Source organism: Ensifer sp. ENS08, assembly GCF_014852195.1.
GTDB lineage: Bacteria > Pseudomonadota > Alphaproteobacteria > Rhizobiales > Rhizobiaceae > Ensifer > Ensifer adhaerens.
The window spans coordinates 91,513-107,091 of record NZ_JACVBF010000005.1; the positions used below are offsets into that span (position 1 = coordinate 91,513).

12 protein-coding genes are annotated in these 15,579 nt (G+C 62.5%); 5 read left to right on the top strand and 7 right to left on the bottom strand.

Annotation, left to right across the window (positions count from 1 at the left end; all coding sequences use genetic code 11):
* Positions 1-3: 3 nt before the first annotated feature.
* From IB272_RS14105 to IB272_RS14130, 6 genes are all read right to left on the bottom strand, one after another.
* Positions 4-612, bottom strand: coding sequence for a ribbon-helix-helix domain-containing protein (locus tag IB272_RS14105; protein ID WP_034794673.1), 609 nt, complete (start codon positions 610-612; stop codon positions 4-6).
* 3 nt (positions 613-615) lie between these two features.
* Positions 616-1,896, bottom strand: a complete 1,281-nt coding sequence (locus IB272_RS14110; protein ID WP_192444488.1) for an HlyD family type I secretion periplasmic adaptor subunit — start codon at positions 1,894-1,896, stop codon at positions 616-618.
* A gap of 61 nt (positions 1,897-1,957) precedes the next feature.
* Positions 1,958-4,135, bottom strand: coding sequence for a type I secretion system permease/ATPase (locus IB272_RS14115; RefSeq protein WP_051659312.1), 2,178 nt, complete (start codon positions 4,133-4,135; stop codon positions 1,958-1,960).
* A gap of 34 nt (positions 4,136-4,169) precedes the next feature.
* Positions 4,170-5,531 (bottom strand): TolC family outer membrane protein, encoded by a 1,362-nt coding sequence (locus tag IB272_RS14120; RefSeq protein WP_082566420.1) that lies wholly within the window; start codon positions 5,529-5,531, stop codon positions 4,170-4,172.
* A gap of 448 nt (positions 5,532-5,979) precedes the next feature.
* A complete protein-coding gene (locus tag IB272_RS14125; protein WP_034794682.1) occupies positions 5,980-6,741 on the bottom strand; it encodes a GGDEF domain-containing protein in 762 nt (253 codons plus the stop codon).
* A gap of 281 nt (positions 6,742-7,022) precedes the next feature.
* The gene (locus IB272_RS14130) at positions 7,023-8,513 is read right to left on the bottom strand and encodes a PLP-dependent aminotransferase family protein (protein ID WP_192444489.1); all 1,491 of its coding nucleotides are present in this window, start codon (positions 8,511-8,513) and stop codon (positions 7,023-7,025) included.
* A gap of 109 nt (positions 8,514-8,622) precedes the next feature.
* On the opposite strand from IB272_RS14130, the gene IB272_RS14135 reads away from it, so the two are divergent.
* The 5 genes from IB272_RS14135 (at position 8,623) to IB272_RS14155 (ending at position 15,066) form a co-directional block, all read left to right on the top strand.
* Positions 8,623-9,855 carry a benzoate/H(+) symporter BenE family transporter gene (locus IB272_RS14135; protein WP_192444490.1) on the top strand — a complete coding sequence of 411 codons (1,233 nt, stop codon included), beginning with the start codon at positions 8,623-8,625 and terminating at the stop codon, positions 9,853-9,855.
* 378 nt (positions 9,856-10,233) lie between these two features.
* Entirely contained in the window at positions 10,234-11,466 is a 1,233-nt protein-coding gene (gene aztD / locus IB272_RS14140; RefSeq protein WP_060516603.1) for a zinc metallochaperone AztD, read from the top strand.
* A gap of 252 nt (positions 11,467-11,718) precedes the next feature.
* Positions 11,719-13,527, top strand: coding sequence for a protein-disulfide reductase DsbD (gene dsbD / locus IB272_RS14145; protein ID WP_192444491.1), 1,809 nt, complete (start codon positions 11,719-11,721; stop codon positions 13,525-13,527).
* Positions 13,524-14,348 (top strand): TlpA disulfide reductase family protein, encoded by an 825-nt coding sequence (locus tag IB272_RS14150; protein WP_060530530.1) that lies wholly within the window; start codon positions 13,524-13,526, stop codon positions 14,346-14,348. The genes dsbD and IB272_RS14150 overlap by 4 nt, the downstream gene beginning before the upstream one ends.
* Positions 14,349-14,457: 109 nt before the next feature.
* Positions 14,458-15,066, top strand: a complete 609-nt coding sequence (locus IB272_RS14155; protein WP_192444492.1) for a DsbA family protein — start codon at positions 14,458-14,460, stop codon at positions 15,064-15,066.
* A gap of 228 nt (positions 15,067-15,294) precedes the next feature.
* On the opposite strand, the gene IB272_RS14160 is transcribed toward IB272_RS14155, so the two are convergent.
* Positions 15,295-15,528 carry a hypothetical protein gene (locus IB272_RS14160; protein WP_034794697.1) on the bottom strand — a complete coding sequence of 78 codons (234 nt, stop codon included), beginning with the start codon at positions 15,526-15,528 and terminating at the stop codon, positions 15,295-15,297.
* Positions 15,529-15,579 lie beyond the last annotated feature (51 nt).

Consider the following 15,579-nt stretch of genomic DNA (forward strand, 5'->3'; position numbering starts at 1 on the left):
CAGTCAACCGAGAATGAAGCCGATGATCACGTCCTGATCCACGAGCGGGGCGAGTGCAGCATTGAGCTTGCCGCGCGTAACCTGCCCCTGCACCCCGATGGTGAAGCCCGCCGGCTGCGGCTCGCCCGGAGCCGCTTTCAAGCGCTGGACCAGATCGACGAACTGAACGTCGAACGAAAGCCTCAAGCCACGCGCCGCCTGCGGCTGCTGGGAGCGCAATACGCGCGTCTGAACGAAGGAGAGGAAGGCCGCGTTGTAGGCGACGATGTGCTTGCTGCCCGTGAGCGCAAAAGCTGGCGACGGGCTGGCGCGTACCTGGCTGGCGACGGCCGCCAGGCTGCCGCGCTTTCTGGCCGTCTCAAGCTGATCACGAAGGTGGCGGGTCGCGACATAGCGCAGACGTGCGGTCAGATTGCCGTCGCCTTCGAGTTCCCTTTCGCAGGACGCAACGATATCGGCAAGCCGACAGCCATTCCGTGCGGCAAGCTCGCCCAGACAGTGCCAGTAGATTTCCTCGAGCTTGATGCCGCGGCGTTGACCGCCGACGGTAACGACGCGGAACCGAAGCGCACTCATGTCCTCTTCATCTGCCAGAGGCGGCGTCTCGTTCATCGGTCAGCGCTCCCGCAGCGCTTCCTCGCGGGCCTTGTTGATCGGCTTCATCAGGTAGGCAAGAATCGTCTTCTTGCCGGTCATGATGTCGACCGAGGCAATCATGCCCGGCATGATCGCGTATTCGCGCCCGTCCTTCACGAGGGCGGCCATGTCGGTTTTGACGCGCACGAGATAGTAGGTCTCACCGCTGTTCTGGTCGACGAGGCTGTCAGCGCTGACGGTCTCGACAATTCCGCCGAGCCCCCCATAGATCGAGAAATCATAGGCAGAAATCTTGATCAGCGCCGCCTGTCCGGTGCGAACGAAGGCGACATCCCGCGGAGAAAGCCGCGCCTCGACAAGCAGCGTCTCCGACGTCGGAACGACGCCGCCGATCACCGCTCCGGGCGTCACATAGGCGCCGACGGTGTTGACATCGAGCGTATTGATGATGCCATCGACCGGCGAGCGAATGTCGGTATTGGCAACCCGGCTTGTGGCGCCGCGAATGGTCTCATCAATCACCGAAAGCTGCGAAAGCGCCTCGGTTTTTTCGGCCAGCGCCTCCTGCTTCAGTTGCAGCGAGAGCTCCGTCACCTGCAGCGACGCCTCCCTGAGCGCCGCCTCGAGTTTGCCGACCGATTCTTTCCAGAGTGCGAGCTGTCCTCTGGTGTCGGTCAGTTCCTTCTCGACCCGAAGCAGTTCGGTTTGCGCGACGAGCTTGCGCTTGCCCATCGGCGCGAGCAGCTCCTGCTCGCGCTCGGTCACCTGCATGCTCTCGCTCAGCCGGGTGATGTTGGCCTCCGCTTCCGCCAATTCCTGCTGGCGCTGTCCCTCACGGGCCTGCATCACCGACAGCTTGTTGTTGAAGTTTCCGGCCTTGGCCTGAAGCAACTGTTCCTCGTTGGCGCAGATTGCCGGGGCAACCTTGGCGATATCCTCGGGGCAGATGTACTTGCTGTCGTAGGCCCCGGTCTCCTCGAGTTCCAGCCGTGCGATCTGCGCCCGCAGCGAGCGGGCCTTGGCTTCGAGCTCGCCGAGCGACGAGCCGCTTGCCGTATCATCGAGGCGCAGGATCAGGTCGCCGCGGCGCACGACCTGGCCGGGCTGCACGGCGATCTCGCGCACGATACCGGGCTCGCTCGATTGAATGATCTGCGTTTTCGAGACGGGAATGACCTTGCCTTCGCCGCGGGCGATCTCGTCGACCTCGGCGATCGCCGCCCAGGCGACGAAGGAACTGATCAAAAGGCCGATCACCAACACTCCAGCGCGCGCGGCCAGCGGCGGTTTCTCAGTCATCTCGGCGCCCTCCGAAACGCGGGGACCGGCATTGCTTCATCGTCATTTAGATAAGGGTGGATCATAGCCCCGCCCCTTCTGCCGGCCCGGCGGGACCGGAACGTCGCTGCAACTGCTCGATAACGGCAGCCTTCGGTCCGTCGGCGACGATGCGCCCTCGGTCGAGAACCAGCAGCCGGTCGACAAGGCTCAGCATGCTATGGCGGTGCGTTGAGATCAAAAGCGTGACGTCGCCGCTGAAGACATTGGAAAGCTTGTTGATCAACTCGCGCTCGCTGGCGAGGTCCATCGCACCGGATGGCTCGTCCAGAAACACCACCTTCGGCTTGCGCAGTAGCAGCCGGGCAATGGCGACCGCCTGGCGCTGTCCACCCGAAAGCTGGGAACCGCGTTCGCCGACCGGCATGTCATAACCACGCGGATGATGCGAGACGAACTCATCGACGCCGGCCAGTCTCGCTGCCGCAACCACCTCTTCGTCGCTGGCGGTCGGGTTCGCCATCAGCAGGTTTTCCTTGATGGTCCCGGAAAAGAGGTCGGAATTCTGCGACACGAACGAGACGGCCGAACGGACGACGGAGGGGTGTAGCTGCCGAATATCGACACCATCGAGCAGGATGCGTCCGGCGCTCGGCGCGTAGAGACCCGCCAGAAGGCGGCCGATTGTCGTCTTGCCCGAACCGATGCGGCCGATGATGCCGACGCGCTCGCCCGCTTTGATCGTGACGTTCATACCGCTGACCACCTTGTGGTCCGTTTGCGGGTAAGCAAAGTCGAGATTCGTAAAGGTGATGCTGCCGTTGCGGATCTCGCGGTTGACGAAGCCGATCGTGTCCGGTCGGTCCTCCGGCTGCTCCATCACGGCATTGAGGATCCGCAGCGACAGAATGGCCTGGCGCAGTCGCGCCAGCGTCATGGCGATCTGCCCGAGCGGCGCGACGGCGCGGCCGGAAAGCATGCTGGCAGCAATGATCGCGCCGGATGAAATCTTGCCCTCGGTAAATTCATAGGCGCCGGCAACGACGATGCAGACCGTGACCAGCTGCTGCACGAACTGCGTCGCATGCGAGGCCCAGGAGGAAATCTCCTTGATCTGCTCGGACGTGTTCGAGGAATGCTTGGCGAGCTCGTTCCAGCGGCGAAGCAACTGCTTTTCCGAGTGCAGCGTCTTCACCGTCTCGATCGCACTGATCGTTTCGACCAGCAGCGCCTGACGCTGGGCTGATTCATTCGACGCGGCGGCGACGCGGTTGCCGATCTTGTATTGCGCGACATAACCGATCAGGAGACTGAAGATGAAGGCGACCGCCGGGATAATGGCGATCCAGCCCGCCACCGCATAGACGGCTGCGATGAAGACGAAGACGAAAAGACTGTCGATGATCGTGCTGAGCGTGTTCGACGTGAAGAATTCCCGAACGAATTCGTACTGCATCGCCCGGTTGGCGTATTCGCCGGTCGAAGGCGGTCGCGACGCCATGGTCGCATGCAGGATCTTCTCGAACAGCATGTAGGAGAGTTTCAGGTCCGCCTTGCGGCCGGCATAGTCGATCAGCGCCGCACGCACAGTCTTCAAAAGGAAGTCGAAGAGAATGGCGGTGCTGATCCCGAGCGCCAGCACCCAGAGGGTCGCGATAGCCTTGTTCGGCAGGATGCGATCATAAACGTTCATCGTGAAGAGCGGGGCTGCAAGCGCCAGCACGTTGATGAAGAACGCGGCGACCGCGACCTGCACATAGGCCTGCCAGAACGGCTTGACCGTGGCGGTCAGCCAATGGCGGCGGTCGATGTTGCGCGCCTCGCCGACGCCGCGGCCAGTCGCGGTGTTGAGGTAGGTGGCCGAGAAAGACAAGGCGTAGGCGAGCCCGCCGACCTCAAGGTCGGACAGGGTGATCGGCATCTCGCGGGGCGCCGCCAGTCTGTTGGAGAGGCTTAGCGTGCCGTCGGGCGCCTCTTCCAGAAGCGCCATGGCACTGCCATCGCGAAAGACCAGCAGCAGAGGGTAGACGAAATCACGATTGCCGATCGCGCGCGCGGAAACGAGCTCCGTTTCCAGGCCGACCCGCTCGGCAATACGGGAGACGTCCTCGGCGCTCGGCAACCGAGGGTCGAAGGGCACGTCCGAATAGAGCACACTATCTGACGAGGGGCGGTTCAAGAAGATGCAAATCTCCTTGAACGCCTCGGAAAAGCCGGTCAGAGACGGGCCAATCTGCACATGCCTGTCAATGCCTTGCATTACCACCGGTTGTGTCCACCCTGACGAGGACTATTCATTTCTGCCGGATCGGCGCCAACAGGTCGAGCGGCAAGTCGTTCGTCTGGCGCGACGGCACACGACGATAGGTTTCCGTGGCCGGCGCATCCGGGACATTGAACTCATTGCGCGCATAGGCTTCCGCCTGCGCCGGCGCCTTGATCTTCATGGTCGGCAGCAGCTGGCCTGTTGCTGCCAGCAGCCGGTACTCGGCAAAAAGCGCGGCATACTGCGCGGTCTTTGCGAGAACGCTGACGTTGAAACGCGAATTCTGCGCGCCGAGCACGTCGAGCAGCGAACGCTGGCCGACCTTGAGCTGCTCGCGATAGGATTCGACGAGTTGCACGTTCATCTGCGCCTGCTGGTTCAGCGTGCGGGCGATGTCGTACTGGCTGCCGCGGCGCTCCCAGGAGATGCGCACGGCTTCCTCGACCTCGCGGTGCGCCTGATGGAAGACCAGGCGCTGTTCGCTTGCGCGGCGCATCTGCTCCTGCTCGTTGGCGACATCGATGCCGCCACGATAGAGATTCCACTTCGCGACGATCCGGCCCTGTGCGTCCCAGGTGTTGCCGGTCGAGCCGTCGATATCGTTGCCTGAGCGCACGCGGCCCTCGGCGAAGACTTCGGGCAGCATGTTCGAGCGTGCCGCCTTGACCTGCGAGTCCGCGACATTGATGTCGGAGTCGGCAGCCTTGATCCGCGGATTGTTGGTGCGCGCAATGCCGATCGCCGTCTCCAGTGTCTTCGGCAGCGCGCCGGCGACCGACTTCGGCATGGATGGATTGGTGAGGGGCTGTCCGACCAGGCGGTTGAAGCTGATCTTGACCGTATCGAAGGCCTCTTCCGCTTCCTGCAGGCGGGCCTTGGCCGCCAGCAGCCGTTCGCTTGCCTGCTGACGGTCTGCCTCGGTGAGAGCGCCGCCCGAAATCAACGAACTGATATCCGACAAGATCGACTGGTGCACGCCGACGTTCTTGCGCGCTTCCGCAACGATCTGCTGCTGGAGAATATATTCGAAATACTCGCGAACGATCTGCAAGCCGATCGTCTCGGAACGCTCCAGCACCCGGAAGGAGGCGCTATCGACGCGCGCTGCTTGACGCTCGAGTTCGGCGCGACGGCCACCACCATCAAAGAGCTTCTGCGTGATGGTCAGCCCGACGTCGGAAGGATAGAGCGGATCGTTCTCGATCGAGGCAAGGCGACGGCTGCTGTCTTCGAGGTGGCGCACACCAGTCGATGCTTCGACGTCGACGCTCGGCAGATAGAGACCGCGCGCCTGCCGCAGTTCGAATTCGATTGCCTCACGGTTTTCGATCGACTGACCGATTTCCGGATTCGATTCCATCGCAATCTGAAGCGCTTCCCTCAGCGTCATCGCTTCCGCAGCACCACCCGCAAACACCGTCGACGCGAGCAGAATAGAAAGCAGCCCGCCTCCAATAAATTTCCCCACTTTCAACTCTATCCCCCTCGCAATCAGTACGACATGCTGGTTAATCCAAACGTACGTCGCAACTGCCTTATTTATCGACAGATAATACAGAGGTAATATAAAGCAGGGACCAATTTTGGGGTGGTCCCTGATAGGCCCAAGCTTTCGCACGGCTATGTTGCAAAAATGGAACAACGGTGTTGCGCCAAAAGATTCCAGTAACCTATTGAATTGAAATAAGCTCCACGACAGTACTGCAGATGACAGGCAACCCTTTGCAACAGTGGGGCCCAGCGCAACACAACCCTAAAGCGACAAACGAACTGGCCCTCAGCCGCCGCGAGCGATCGTTGCATACGACTCCGGCACAAGCAACGTTATCGCCAGTCATTCACGCCGAAGGCAGGCGGACGAAATCGACAGGCCGGGTGCCCTCGCTGGCAACTATGACCGTCTCGGAGGCAGCTGCCCGGCGCAAGCGTTCCAGATCGACACTGCCATCGAACAAAGCTCCGCCGACGCTGAGTTCGAGGTCGACCTTGCTGCCATCGGCAGAGAAATGGGCGGACGACAGCGCCGTCGTCAGGCGGTTTGAGACATGTTCCGCATCCGTCTCCGTTGCGCCGACGAGCAGGACGTCGAAACTGGCTGGGCCCGTCCGGGCGACGATATCGTCGCGACGCACGGACGTGCTGATCGTCGAAGCGACGAATTGCAGCAGCTCCTCGCTCCAGGCCGGGCCGAAAGCAGCGCCGACGTCATCGAGATTGTTGATACGCAGATGAATGAGCGCGCCATGCAGCTCCTCGCCGGCGCTTTGGCGGCGGCGTTCGAGGCCATTGACCTGCTGTACGAGCCCGCGACCGGTCACGCAGCCCGTCGTGGCATCATGGGCGACAACATGATTGATCTGGTTGCGCAGGCGCTGCGCCCGGCGAAACTGCGTCGCTGCCACGACGATCAGTGGCACGCCCATCAGCAGGGAGATTAGCGCGGCACCGACCATGGCAGCCGCATAAGGCTGGTCGACCAGGGCGACCAGGCTGAGATAGACCAGGAGCTGGGCGAGCACGGCGAATCCAACAATGCCGCCGATGGCATATCGCGCGATCCGCCAATCTTTCTGCCCGTTGAACTGCACGTCTCTTTGCATGCCTCGCTCCCGATTCACGAATGACGATCGGTCTAGCGCGAGTTTATGGATTTTCCATTTCGATGGTACCTACAACTTTATGCAGTGCGCCGGTTCTCCGCAAAAAATGCACCAAAACGGGAATCGTTTTTCCGGCGTCTGCCCGGCGAGGTGCGACGTTCGGTTGCTTATCGCTGCTCGCCTATCTCGACGCCGTCAAGCGCAGCAGATCTCTCGACACCTGGTTCCAGCTCGTCATCCAGGACTGAATGGCGAGCCGTTGCGGGCGACGCTTGGACGACCTATGACGTCGCCGCGGCCCGGAAGGCACCAGCCAGCTTCCGCACCGCCCCCTCGATCTCGCTTGGCGTATAAGCGGCAAACCCCATGAGGAACCCGGGCTCGGGCTTGCCGCCGGCGTGAAGCGCGGACAATCCCATGATCTCGATCCCGACACGTCGTGCCGCATCGACGGCCGCGGCCTCCGAGATCGCACCTGTCAGCGCGCACGGCATCTGCAGGCCGCCATCGGGCACCCGCGCTTCAAGGAAATGCGGCAGATGTTTTATGACAAGCATCGCCAAAAGGTTGAGCCGGTCGGCGTAGATGCTGCGCATTGTGCGCACATGGGCGCCGAAATGCCCGCCTTCCATGAAGCGCGCGAGTGTCATTTGCGCCATCGGAGCGGAGTGCCCGTCAAGCAGAGTACGCGCGACGGTCATCGGCTTGACCAGCTCAGGCGGCAGAACTGCATAGCCGATCCGAAGCCCTGGAAAGAGCGATTTGGTGAAGGTGCCGATGTAGATCGTCCGGTCGTGCGGATCGAGGCCCTGAAGGCAGGCCGTTGGTTTGCCGGCATAGTGGAATTCGCTGTCGTAGTCGTCCTCGAGGATCCAGGCCTGATGGCGGCTCGCCCATTCGATCAGCGCAAGGCGGCGATCGAGCGTCAGCGTGGCGCCGGCCGGGAACTGATGCGAGGGCGTCAGGAATACGGCCTTGACCTTGCGCGTCTCCGCCTTGATCTGGTTGACGGCGATGCCATGGCGGTCGACGCGGATGGGGACGCATTCGAGCCCCGCCGCATCGAACGCCTTGCGCGCGCCGTAATAGGCCGGATCCTCGATGAAGATGCGGTCACCGGGATCGAGCAGCATGTTTGCGCACAATGTCAGCGCCTGCTGCGAGCTGGTGAGGATCAGCACCCGTTCGGCCGTGGTACGGGCGCCGCGTTCTAGGTTCACATAGTCGGCAATGGCACGGCGCAGCTCCTCGATCCCTTGCGGGTCGCCGTGAAGCAGCGCCCTTCTGCCGGTTTCGCGCAAGACCTGCCGTCCGAGGCGCTCCCACAGCGCGAGCGGAAAAGTGCGCGTCTCCGGCACGCCATGGGCGAATGGGCGGGGCAACAGCTGTTCACTGACGCCGCCGCTGCCGAACATGGCATTGCCCCGCCTGCTCAAAGCCGCTGCCTGGTTGGGCGACTGCGCGCGCCTTGGAGACAGGCGCCTGCCGGGTGCAAACTCCTTCACCTCGGCCACGAAACTGCCGCTCCCGACGCGACGGTCGATGAAGCCTTCGGCATGAAGCTGGCCATAGGCCGCTTCGATCGTATCGCGCGATACGCCGAGGGATTTGGCGAGCACGCGCGAAGCTGGAAGCGGCTTTCCCGGCCCAAGCGCACCGTCGAGGATCAACTGCCGGATCGCCCGCTGGATGCGCGCATGAAGCGGCATCCCAGCCTGGGCGGGCTGGGCAATCCATGCCTTCACGGACTCGAGTTGGGAATGCTTGAACAAATGGTCTGATCATCTTCAGAAAAATGGATGGGCATATCGGGCCAATGACTGGCTATTTGTCAACGCGGCTTGCCAGTCCTCCCCGAAATTTCAGGAGCCCCGATAGATCATGTCATCACATGTTTTCCCGTCATCCCTTCGCTTCAACGACCTTGCCCATCCCATTGTCGCGGGTCTGATCTCCGTCATCGTCAACTATGGCGGCACCTTCATCCTGGTCTTTCAAGCTGCGAAAGTGGCTGGGCTCAGCCCCGAGTTGACGGCTTCCTGGGTCTGGTCGGTCTCGATCGGCGTGGGAATGACGGGGCTTTGGCTGAGCTGGCGCTATCGCGAGCCTATCATCACCGCCTGGTCGACGCCGGCCGCAGCCTTTCTCGTCACTGCGCTTGCGACCACGCCCTATGCCGAGGCCATCGGCGCCTACATGATCTCGGCTCTAGCCTTCGTCGCACTCGGGCTTTCGGGCTATTTCGAGAAGGTCATCCGGCTGATCCCGCCAGGCATCGCCGCGGGCCTGCTCGCCGGTATCCTGCTGCAGTTCGGCATCGGCGCGTTCGGCGGCGCAAGCGTCGATCCGTTGCTCGTCGGCCTGCTGATTGTCGCCTACGTCGTCCTGAAGCGCTTCTCCGCCCGCTATGCCGTGGTCGGCATCCTCGTTCTCGGGCTCCTGTTCCTGCTCGCGGAGGGCCGGGTCGACCTATCGGGTCTGAGGTTGGAGTTCGCGGCGCCCATTTTCACCATGCCGTTATTCTCGCTGAACGCGCTGCTTTCGGTCGCACTGCCGCTGTTTCTCATCACGCTGACCGGCCAATACATGCCGGGAATGCTGGTGCTGCGGAATGACGGCTTCAAGACCAGCGCCAACCCGATCGTGACGACGACTGGCCTCGGTTCGCTGATCATGGCGCCTTTCGGCTCGCACGCCTTCAATATCGCGGCAATCACGGCGGCGATCGCAACCGGCAAGGAGGCCCACGAAGACCCGTCCAGGCGCTGGATCGCGGGTATCGCCGCGGGCTTTTTCTACGTGCTCGTCGGCGTGTTCGGCGTTACGCTTGCGGCCGTGTTCATGGCGTTTCCTGCGACCTTCATCACCACGCTAGCCGGCCTCGCCCTTCTCGGTACCATTGGTGGCAGCCTTGCTGCAGCAACAGCCGACCCGGCCTGCCGCGAAGCGGCGCTCATCACGTTCCTGGCCTCCGCCGCCAACATCAAGCTGCTCGGGATCGGCGGGGCCTTCTGGGGCCTGGTGATCGGCCTTCTCGCCTACATCGTTCTGAACGGCCGCCTACCGCAGCGTCGCGGGAGCAAGCTGCCCCTGAACGAAGGCACAGCGAAGTAGCAGGATGACCGGGTCCCGCCGCGTTTGACGGCCTTCGTCGCTGATGAAGGCCCTATGGCGGGTTTTGGTCCATCTCGCCCAAAGCCCCCCAGCCCTGAAAATCGGCGAAGCCCACCAACGGAGAAACCGAGCATTTCAAAGGGTGGCGGCAACACATGCCGCCATCCGCCGCTCCAGGCGAAGTCGCGGAATGCCAATCGGTCCGTCAGGACCGAGCTTCACACTCCTTAACGCCAGCGACCCACGTAGGCCGCCGTCGCGGGCCGCCTGTGACGGCTTCGTTGACGCATGTGCAAACGTCAGCTTGTTGCCGCTGGACAAGGCGAATGTAACGCTATAACACAACACATGTTACGTTATTACATTATAGGAGATTTCATGTCCCGCTCCGGTTTGCCCGCGCTTTTCGCCACCACCATTCTCGCGACCCTCGCCTTTCCGTTGACCTCTCATGCCGAGGAAGAACAGCAGCGCGAGACCTGGCGTTTGTTCATTGCCGACCACACCCAGCCCGTGGTCCGCGCCATCGATTTGGAAACGGACAAGGAAATCGGCCGTTTTGACCTTGAAGGCTACGCCGCCCTTTCCCTGAGCGACACCGGACGAACCGTCTTTGCCGTCCAGGGCGAACAGAACCTGATCCATGCCATCGACACCGGCATAGCGCTTTCCGATCACGGCGAGCACCGGGACATCGAGGTCAAGGAGCCGAGGCTGCTTGAGACAACCATTCGCGGACAAAAGCCCGGCCACGTGGTTGCCCATGGTGACGATCTCGCCATCTTCTACGATCGCGGTGGCAAGTTCGATCTGCTTGGCGAAAGCGCGCTTCTGGACGGCAAGGCGGAGCTCAAGGCTTACGATACTACCGCCGCACACCATGGCGTCGCGGTTTCGACCGGCAACCATCTTCTCGTTTCGGTCCCGAACCTCGAAGCGACGGTAAAGGAAGGTGAGCTTCCTCCCCGCCTGGGCCTGCGTGTTCTCGACAAGGAGGGCAAGCAGGTCGGCGATGTCGCAACCTGCACGGGGCTCCACGGTGAAGCGACGTCCGCCCGCCTGGCCGCCTTCGGTTGCGCCGAGGGCGTCCTGGTCGCACGCCCAGGTGGGCTCGATGGCCCCAAGCTCGAGATGCTCGCCTATGGCGACAAGCTGCCGGAGGGCAAGGTATCCACACTGCTCGGCGGCACTTCTATGCAGTTCTTCCTTGGGAACTACGGAGAAGACAAGGTCGTACTGATCGACGCCGACGCGAAGGAACCCTACCGCCTCGTCGAACTGCCGCTGCGGCGGGTGGACTTCATCCTCGATCCAGCAAAGTCACGCAACGCCTATATCCTGACGGAGGACGGCAAGCTTCACCTCCTTGACGTCGTGGATGGCGTGATCACCAAATCGGAAATCGTCACGGAGCCCTACAGCAAAGATGGCCACTGGCGCGACGCAAGGCCCCGCCTCGCCGTCGCCGGCAATCACCTCGCCATCACTGATCCGCGCCAAAGCCTGGTACGCGTGATCGACACGGAAACACTGAAGGAGACCCGCACGATCGCGGTCGAGGGACAACCCTTCGCAATCGTCGCAGCCGGTGGGTCGGGCGCAACCCACTAGGCAACACAGGCAATGAAGTCTGGACGCCGGCCAAAGGGCCGGTGTCCATAAGCAGGTGAACCGGCAGCGCCGGTTGCCCCACCATCGTTCGGCCTTTACTTCCGGAATTACACCGAGAGCCAGCGCCAAGGTCTTAGCGGATTAACTTGCGCGGCCCGTTTCTATCCTTCGCCTTGGACAATCATTTTAAGGCTGCCTTAAGGTAGCGGCCTGATCGCTCCGCCCTCGATTGAAGACGAGGACGCAAGAACGATGCGGAAAGCAAGTCTGCTGGCGCTGGTTTGGGTTTTGATTGCGGCCATCCTGCCAGCCCGGGCGCTCGAGGCGCCCCTGCCGATGGACGAGGCCTTCGTACCTGGGATCGCCAGGCAAGACGACGGCCGGCTGGCGATCACATGGACGATTGCTGACGGCTACTATCTCTACAGGGACTTCCTGGCAGCAGAAGATGAGGGTAACCGGCCGATCACCCTGCAAACCGAACCGGGGACAGTCAAGGACGATCCGGGCTTCGGCACAACCGAGGTCTATTACCAAAAGGCTTCGGCCCGGATCGCGAATGCGCCTCCGCTCATTCGCCTCACCTATCAGGGCTGCCAGGATGACGGGCTTTGTTATCCGCCGACAACGCGGACGATCGATACCGCCGCGATGACCATCAGCAAACCGGTCGGTGGTTTTGCCTTTGCGCCTGCCAAGGACGCACGGCCCGTGGAAGCGCCGGACACAGGTTTTTCCATCGCAGCTGACGGCGGAGAAACGGCGGTCGACCGGCTCATGACCGGTGGCGGGTTTGCGCTGCTTCTTGCAGGCTTCCTCGGCTTCGGACTGCTGCTCGCCTTCACGCCCTGCGTTTTCCCGATGTATCCGATCGTCGCGGCCATGCTCACGCGCGAGGGAGAGGGGCTGACGGCACGACGCGGTTTCATGCTCGCCTCCGCTTATGTGCTGGCCCTTGCGTCCGCCTTCGGTCTCCTTGGCATCGTGGCCGCTTGGTCGGGGCAAAACCTGCAGATCGTGATGCAATCGCCCGTCGCTGTCGGCGTGGTCGCGGCACTGTTCGTCCTGCTGGCGCTCTCCAGCTTCGGGCTCTTCCACATCAAGCTGCCGGCAGTGATCGGCAACCGCCTGAGCGGCGGCCGGCAGAAGGGCGGCTCGGTCGCCGCCGCCGCCCTGCTCGGTCTTTCCTCCGCCTTCCTCATCGGCCCCTGCGTAACCGCGCCGCTTGCCGGCGCCCTCCTCTACATCGCCCGGACCGGTGACATTGCGGTCGGCGCACTCGCCCTTTTCGCCCTTGGCCTTGGCAAGGGCATCCCGCTCATCATCATGGCGACAATCGGCGGCAAGGCGCTTCCACGCGCCGGCGCGTGGATGGAACGTGTCCGGCACGTCTTCGGCTTCGCATTCCTGGGAACGGCGATTTGGCTTGCGACGCCGCTTGTGCCGGAGCGCTTCGTCCTCCTGCCCTGGGCCGTGTTTTCCCTTGCCTTCGGCATCTACGCGGTCGCTCCCGACGGGCTGCGGTCCACAGGCGGCTACGGCGTACTGACGCGCTTGACCGCCGTCGTCTCGCTCATTTGGGGTAGTCTGCTGCTGGTGGGCTTCGGCCTTGGAGCCAGCGATCCGCTCACTCCGCTCGGCCCGCTCAAGAGGGCGGCGAGTGTTGACCAAACAGCCGCCATCCAGATGTCGGATTTTACCAAGGTCGGCTCGGCCGGCGCACTCTCCCGCCTTCTCGACACCGCAGCCTCCGGGAGGCAACCCACCCTCGTCTATGTCACCGCTGGCTGGTGCGTCACCTGCCGCACGATCGAGCGGTCCGTTCTGACAAAGCCTGATGTCGCGGCGAGCCTTGACGGGATCCGCTTGGTCAGCCTCGACGTCAGCACCCTCGATGCGGAGAATGGCGCACTGATGCGATCACTTGCCGTCGTTGGCCCGCCGACTATGATCTTCTTCAACCGCAGCAAAGAGGAGGCCCCCGGTACGCGCCTCGTCGGAGAAATCACGGCCGGCTCGCTTGCGGAGGCGGCACGGATGGCCAAGGGCAGCGCGCAATGAACGCCGTCGCAATAGGTCCCTTCGCTTTTTCCGCCGATCGCTTTTCGGTCATCGCCGGGTTGATCGTCTTCATGCTTGTCGGCTCGCTCCTTGCCGCCCGCATCCACAACCGGCTTGGCACCTTTACGACGGCTGCCACACTTTTCGGCGTTGTCGGCGCGCGCGCCGGGCATGTGCTCATCCATGCCGAGAGCTTCCTGCAGGAGCCGTTGCGAGTTCTCGCCATCTGGCAGGGCGGCTTTTCCCCGACGGGCGGATTCCTCGGTGTTTTCCTCGCCGCAGTGATGCTCTGGCGAAACGCACCGAAAGCCGCTCCTTGGGCGATCCTCCCGCTTGCGGCCGGCCTCTTCGTCTGGGTCGTCGCCACAACCCTCACCGATAGCGGCGCTGCACCCCGTGCCCCGGAAACGTCCTATGCCGTTCTCGCACGTAACGAGAGCCTCGCCATCGCCGAGCGCAAGGGCCGCCCGGCGGTTCTCAATCTCTGGGCAAGCTGGTGTCCGCCCTGCCGGCGGGAAATGCCGATGATGGCGGAGATGACCGAAAGGAATCCTGAGGTCGACTTTCTCTTCGCCAACCAGGGCGAAAGCCGCGCGGCGATAGAATCCTATCTGCGCCAAACAGGCGTCGACCTGGAAACCATCCTTCTCGACCCTTTCTCGGGCCTATCCCGGCACTACGGCGCGATCGGCCTTCCTGCCACACTTTTCATCAACCCGGACGGTACGCTCGCCGCCACCCATCTCGGCGAAATCTCCCGCGAGGCAATCGCCGAACGGCTCGCCGCCTTTGCATCTGAGGACAGGAAGCAGGCAGAATGACAGCCCCGGCCTTTCCGACTTTCGTCGTTTGCCTGCGCGGCATGATCCTCGAAATCGCCGCACGCGCCGTCGCTCTCGGCCCCAATCCATTCGCACAAGGAGAAATCTGATGTTCACCCGCAGAACCGTTCTGACGGCCACGGTCGCGACCGCCGCCGCCGTGCTTGTCGGAGGCCGATCATCCTTCGCCCAGCAATTGACCAAGGAGGAGGTGTTTTTCGACAAGGACGCGCCCGTCCTTGGCAATCCGAAGGGCGATGTCACCATCGTCGAGTTCTTCGACTATCAGTGCCCTTACTGCAAGAAAGTGCATCCGACGGTCGAGAAGGTGGTCAAGGCCGACGGCAACGTGCGGCTCGTGCTGAAGGACTGGCCGATCTTGGGCGAAGCCTCCGTCTTCGCCGCACAGGCAGTGCTTGGAGCCGCCCAGATCGGCAAATACCAGCCGGCGATGGAGGCGCTGATGAAAACCAAGGCGAGGCTGTCGCAGGACGACATCGAGAAGGCGCTGACCGCGGCGGGTCTTTCGATGAAGGAGCTGACCGCAGCCGTGAACACGCACAATGCCAAGATTTCCGGGCTGCTCGACCGCAACTACAGTCAGGCACTCGCCTTCAATTTCGCCGGCACGCCATCCTTCGTCATCGGTTCGGCGATCATTCCCGGCGTTCTGGATGAAAAAGGACTGAAGGACGCCATCGCCAAAGCGCGGAATTGAAGCACGAACTTGGTGAGCTTACCGGACTGCCGCTTCGAAAGGCGGCCAGAGCCCATTTGCGCGCGACCTGACCGGTTGAAAGGGTCGCGCGCCGAGAGGTTCACCTTGGCAGCCAGCCGACGAGCGGAAACCGGGATCGCTCAGCCTGGTGAGCCACCGCAGTCCGACCAGGCAGGCACCCATTCGGCCACCCGACTGCGGCCTTTCTGGCATCATTGAACGACCTTGTTAGGCCGAGAATTTCACCGTTACGCCGCGCTGCCGAAAGTACGCCTGCATCAGCTTCCGTCCGGAACGGTTGTTTTGCACGAGCCTGGTCGGGTCGAATACGGCCTCTTTCAAACCTGCCCGCATCAATGCTGCCTTGAGGGTCGCGATATGAAGATCGATGTCGGCATTGTCTGCCTGCAGCGATGCGTAAATGCGATCTGTTGCCTCTGCTACGGTCGGTTCGCTCACTATACACTCCTGTTGCTGTCTTGCTGGCGTTTGGCACGCTTGTCGGCTTGGCCC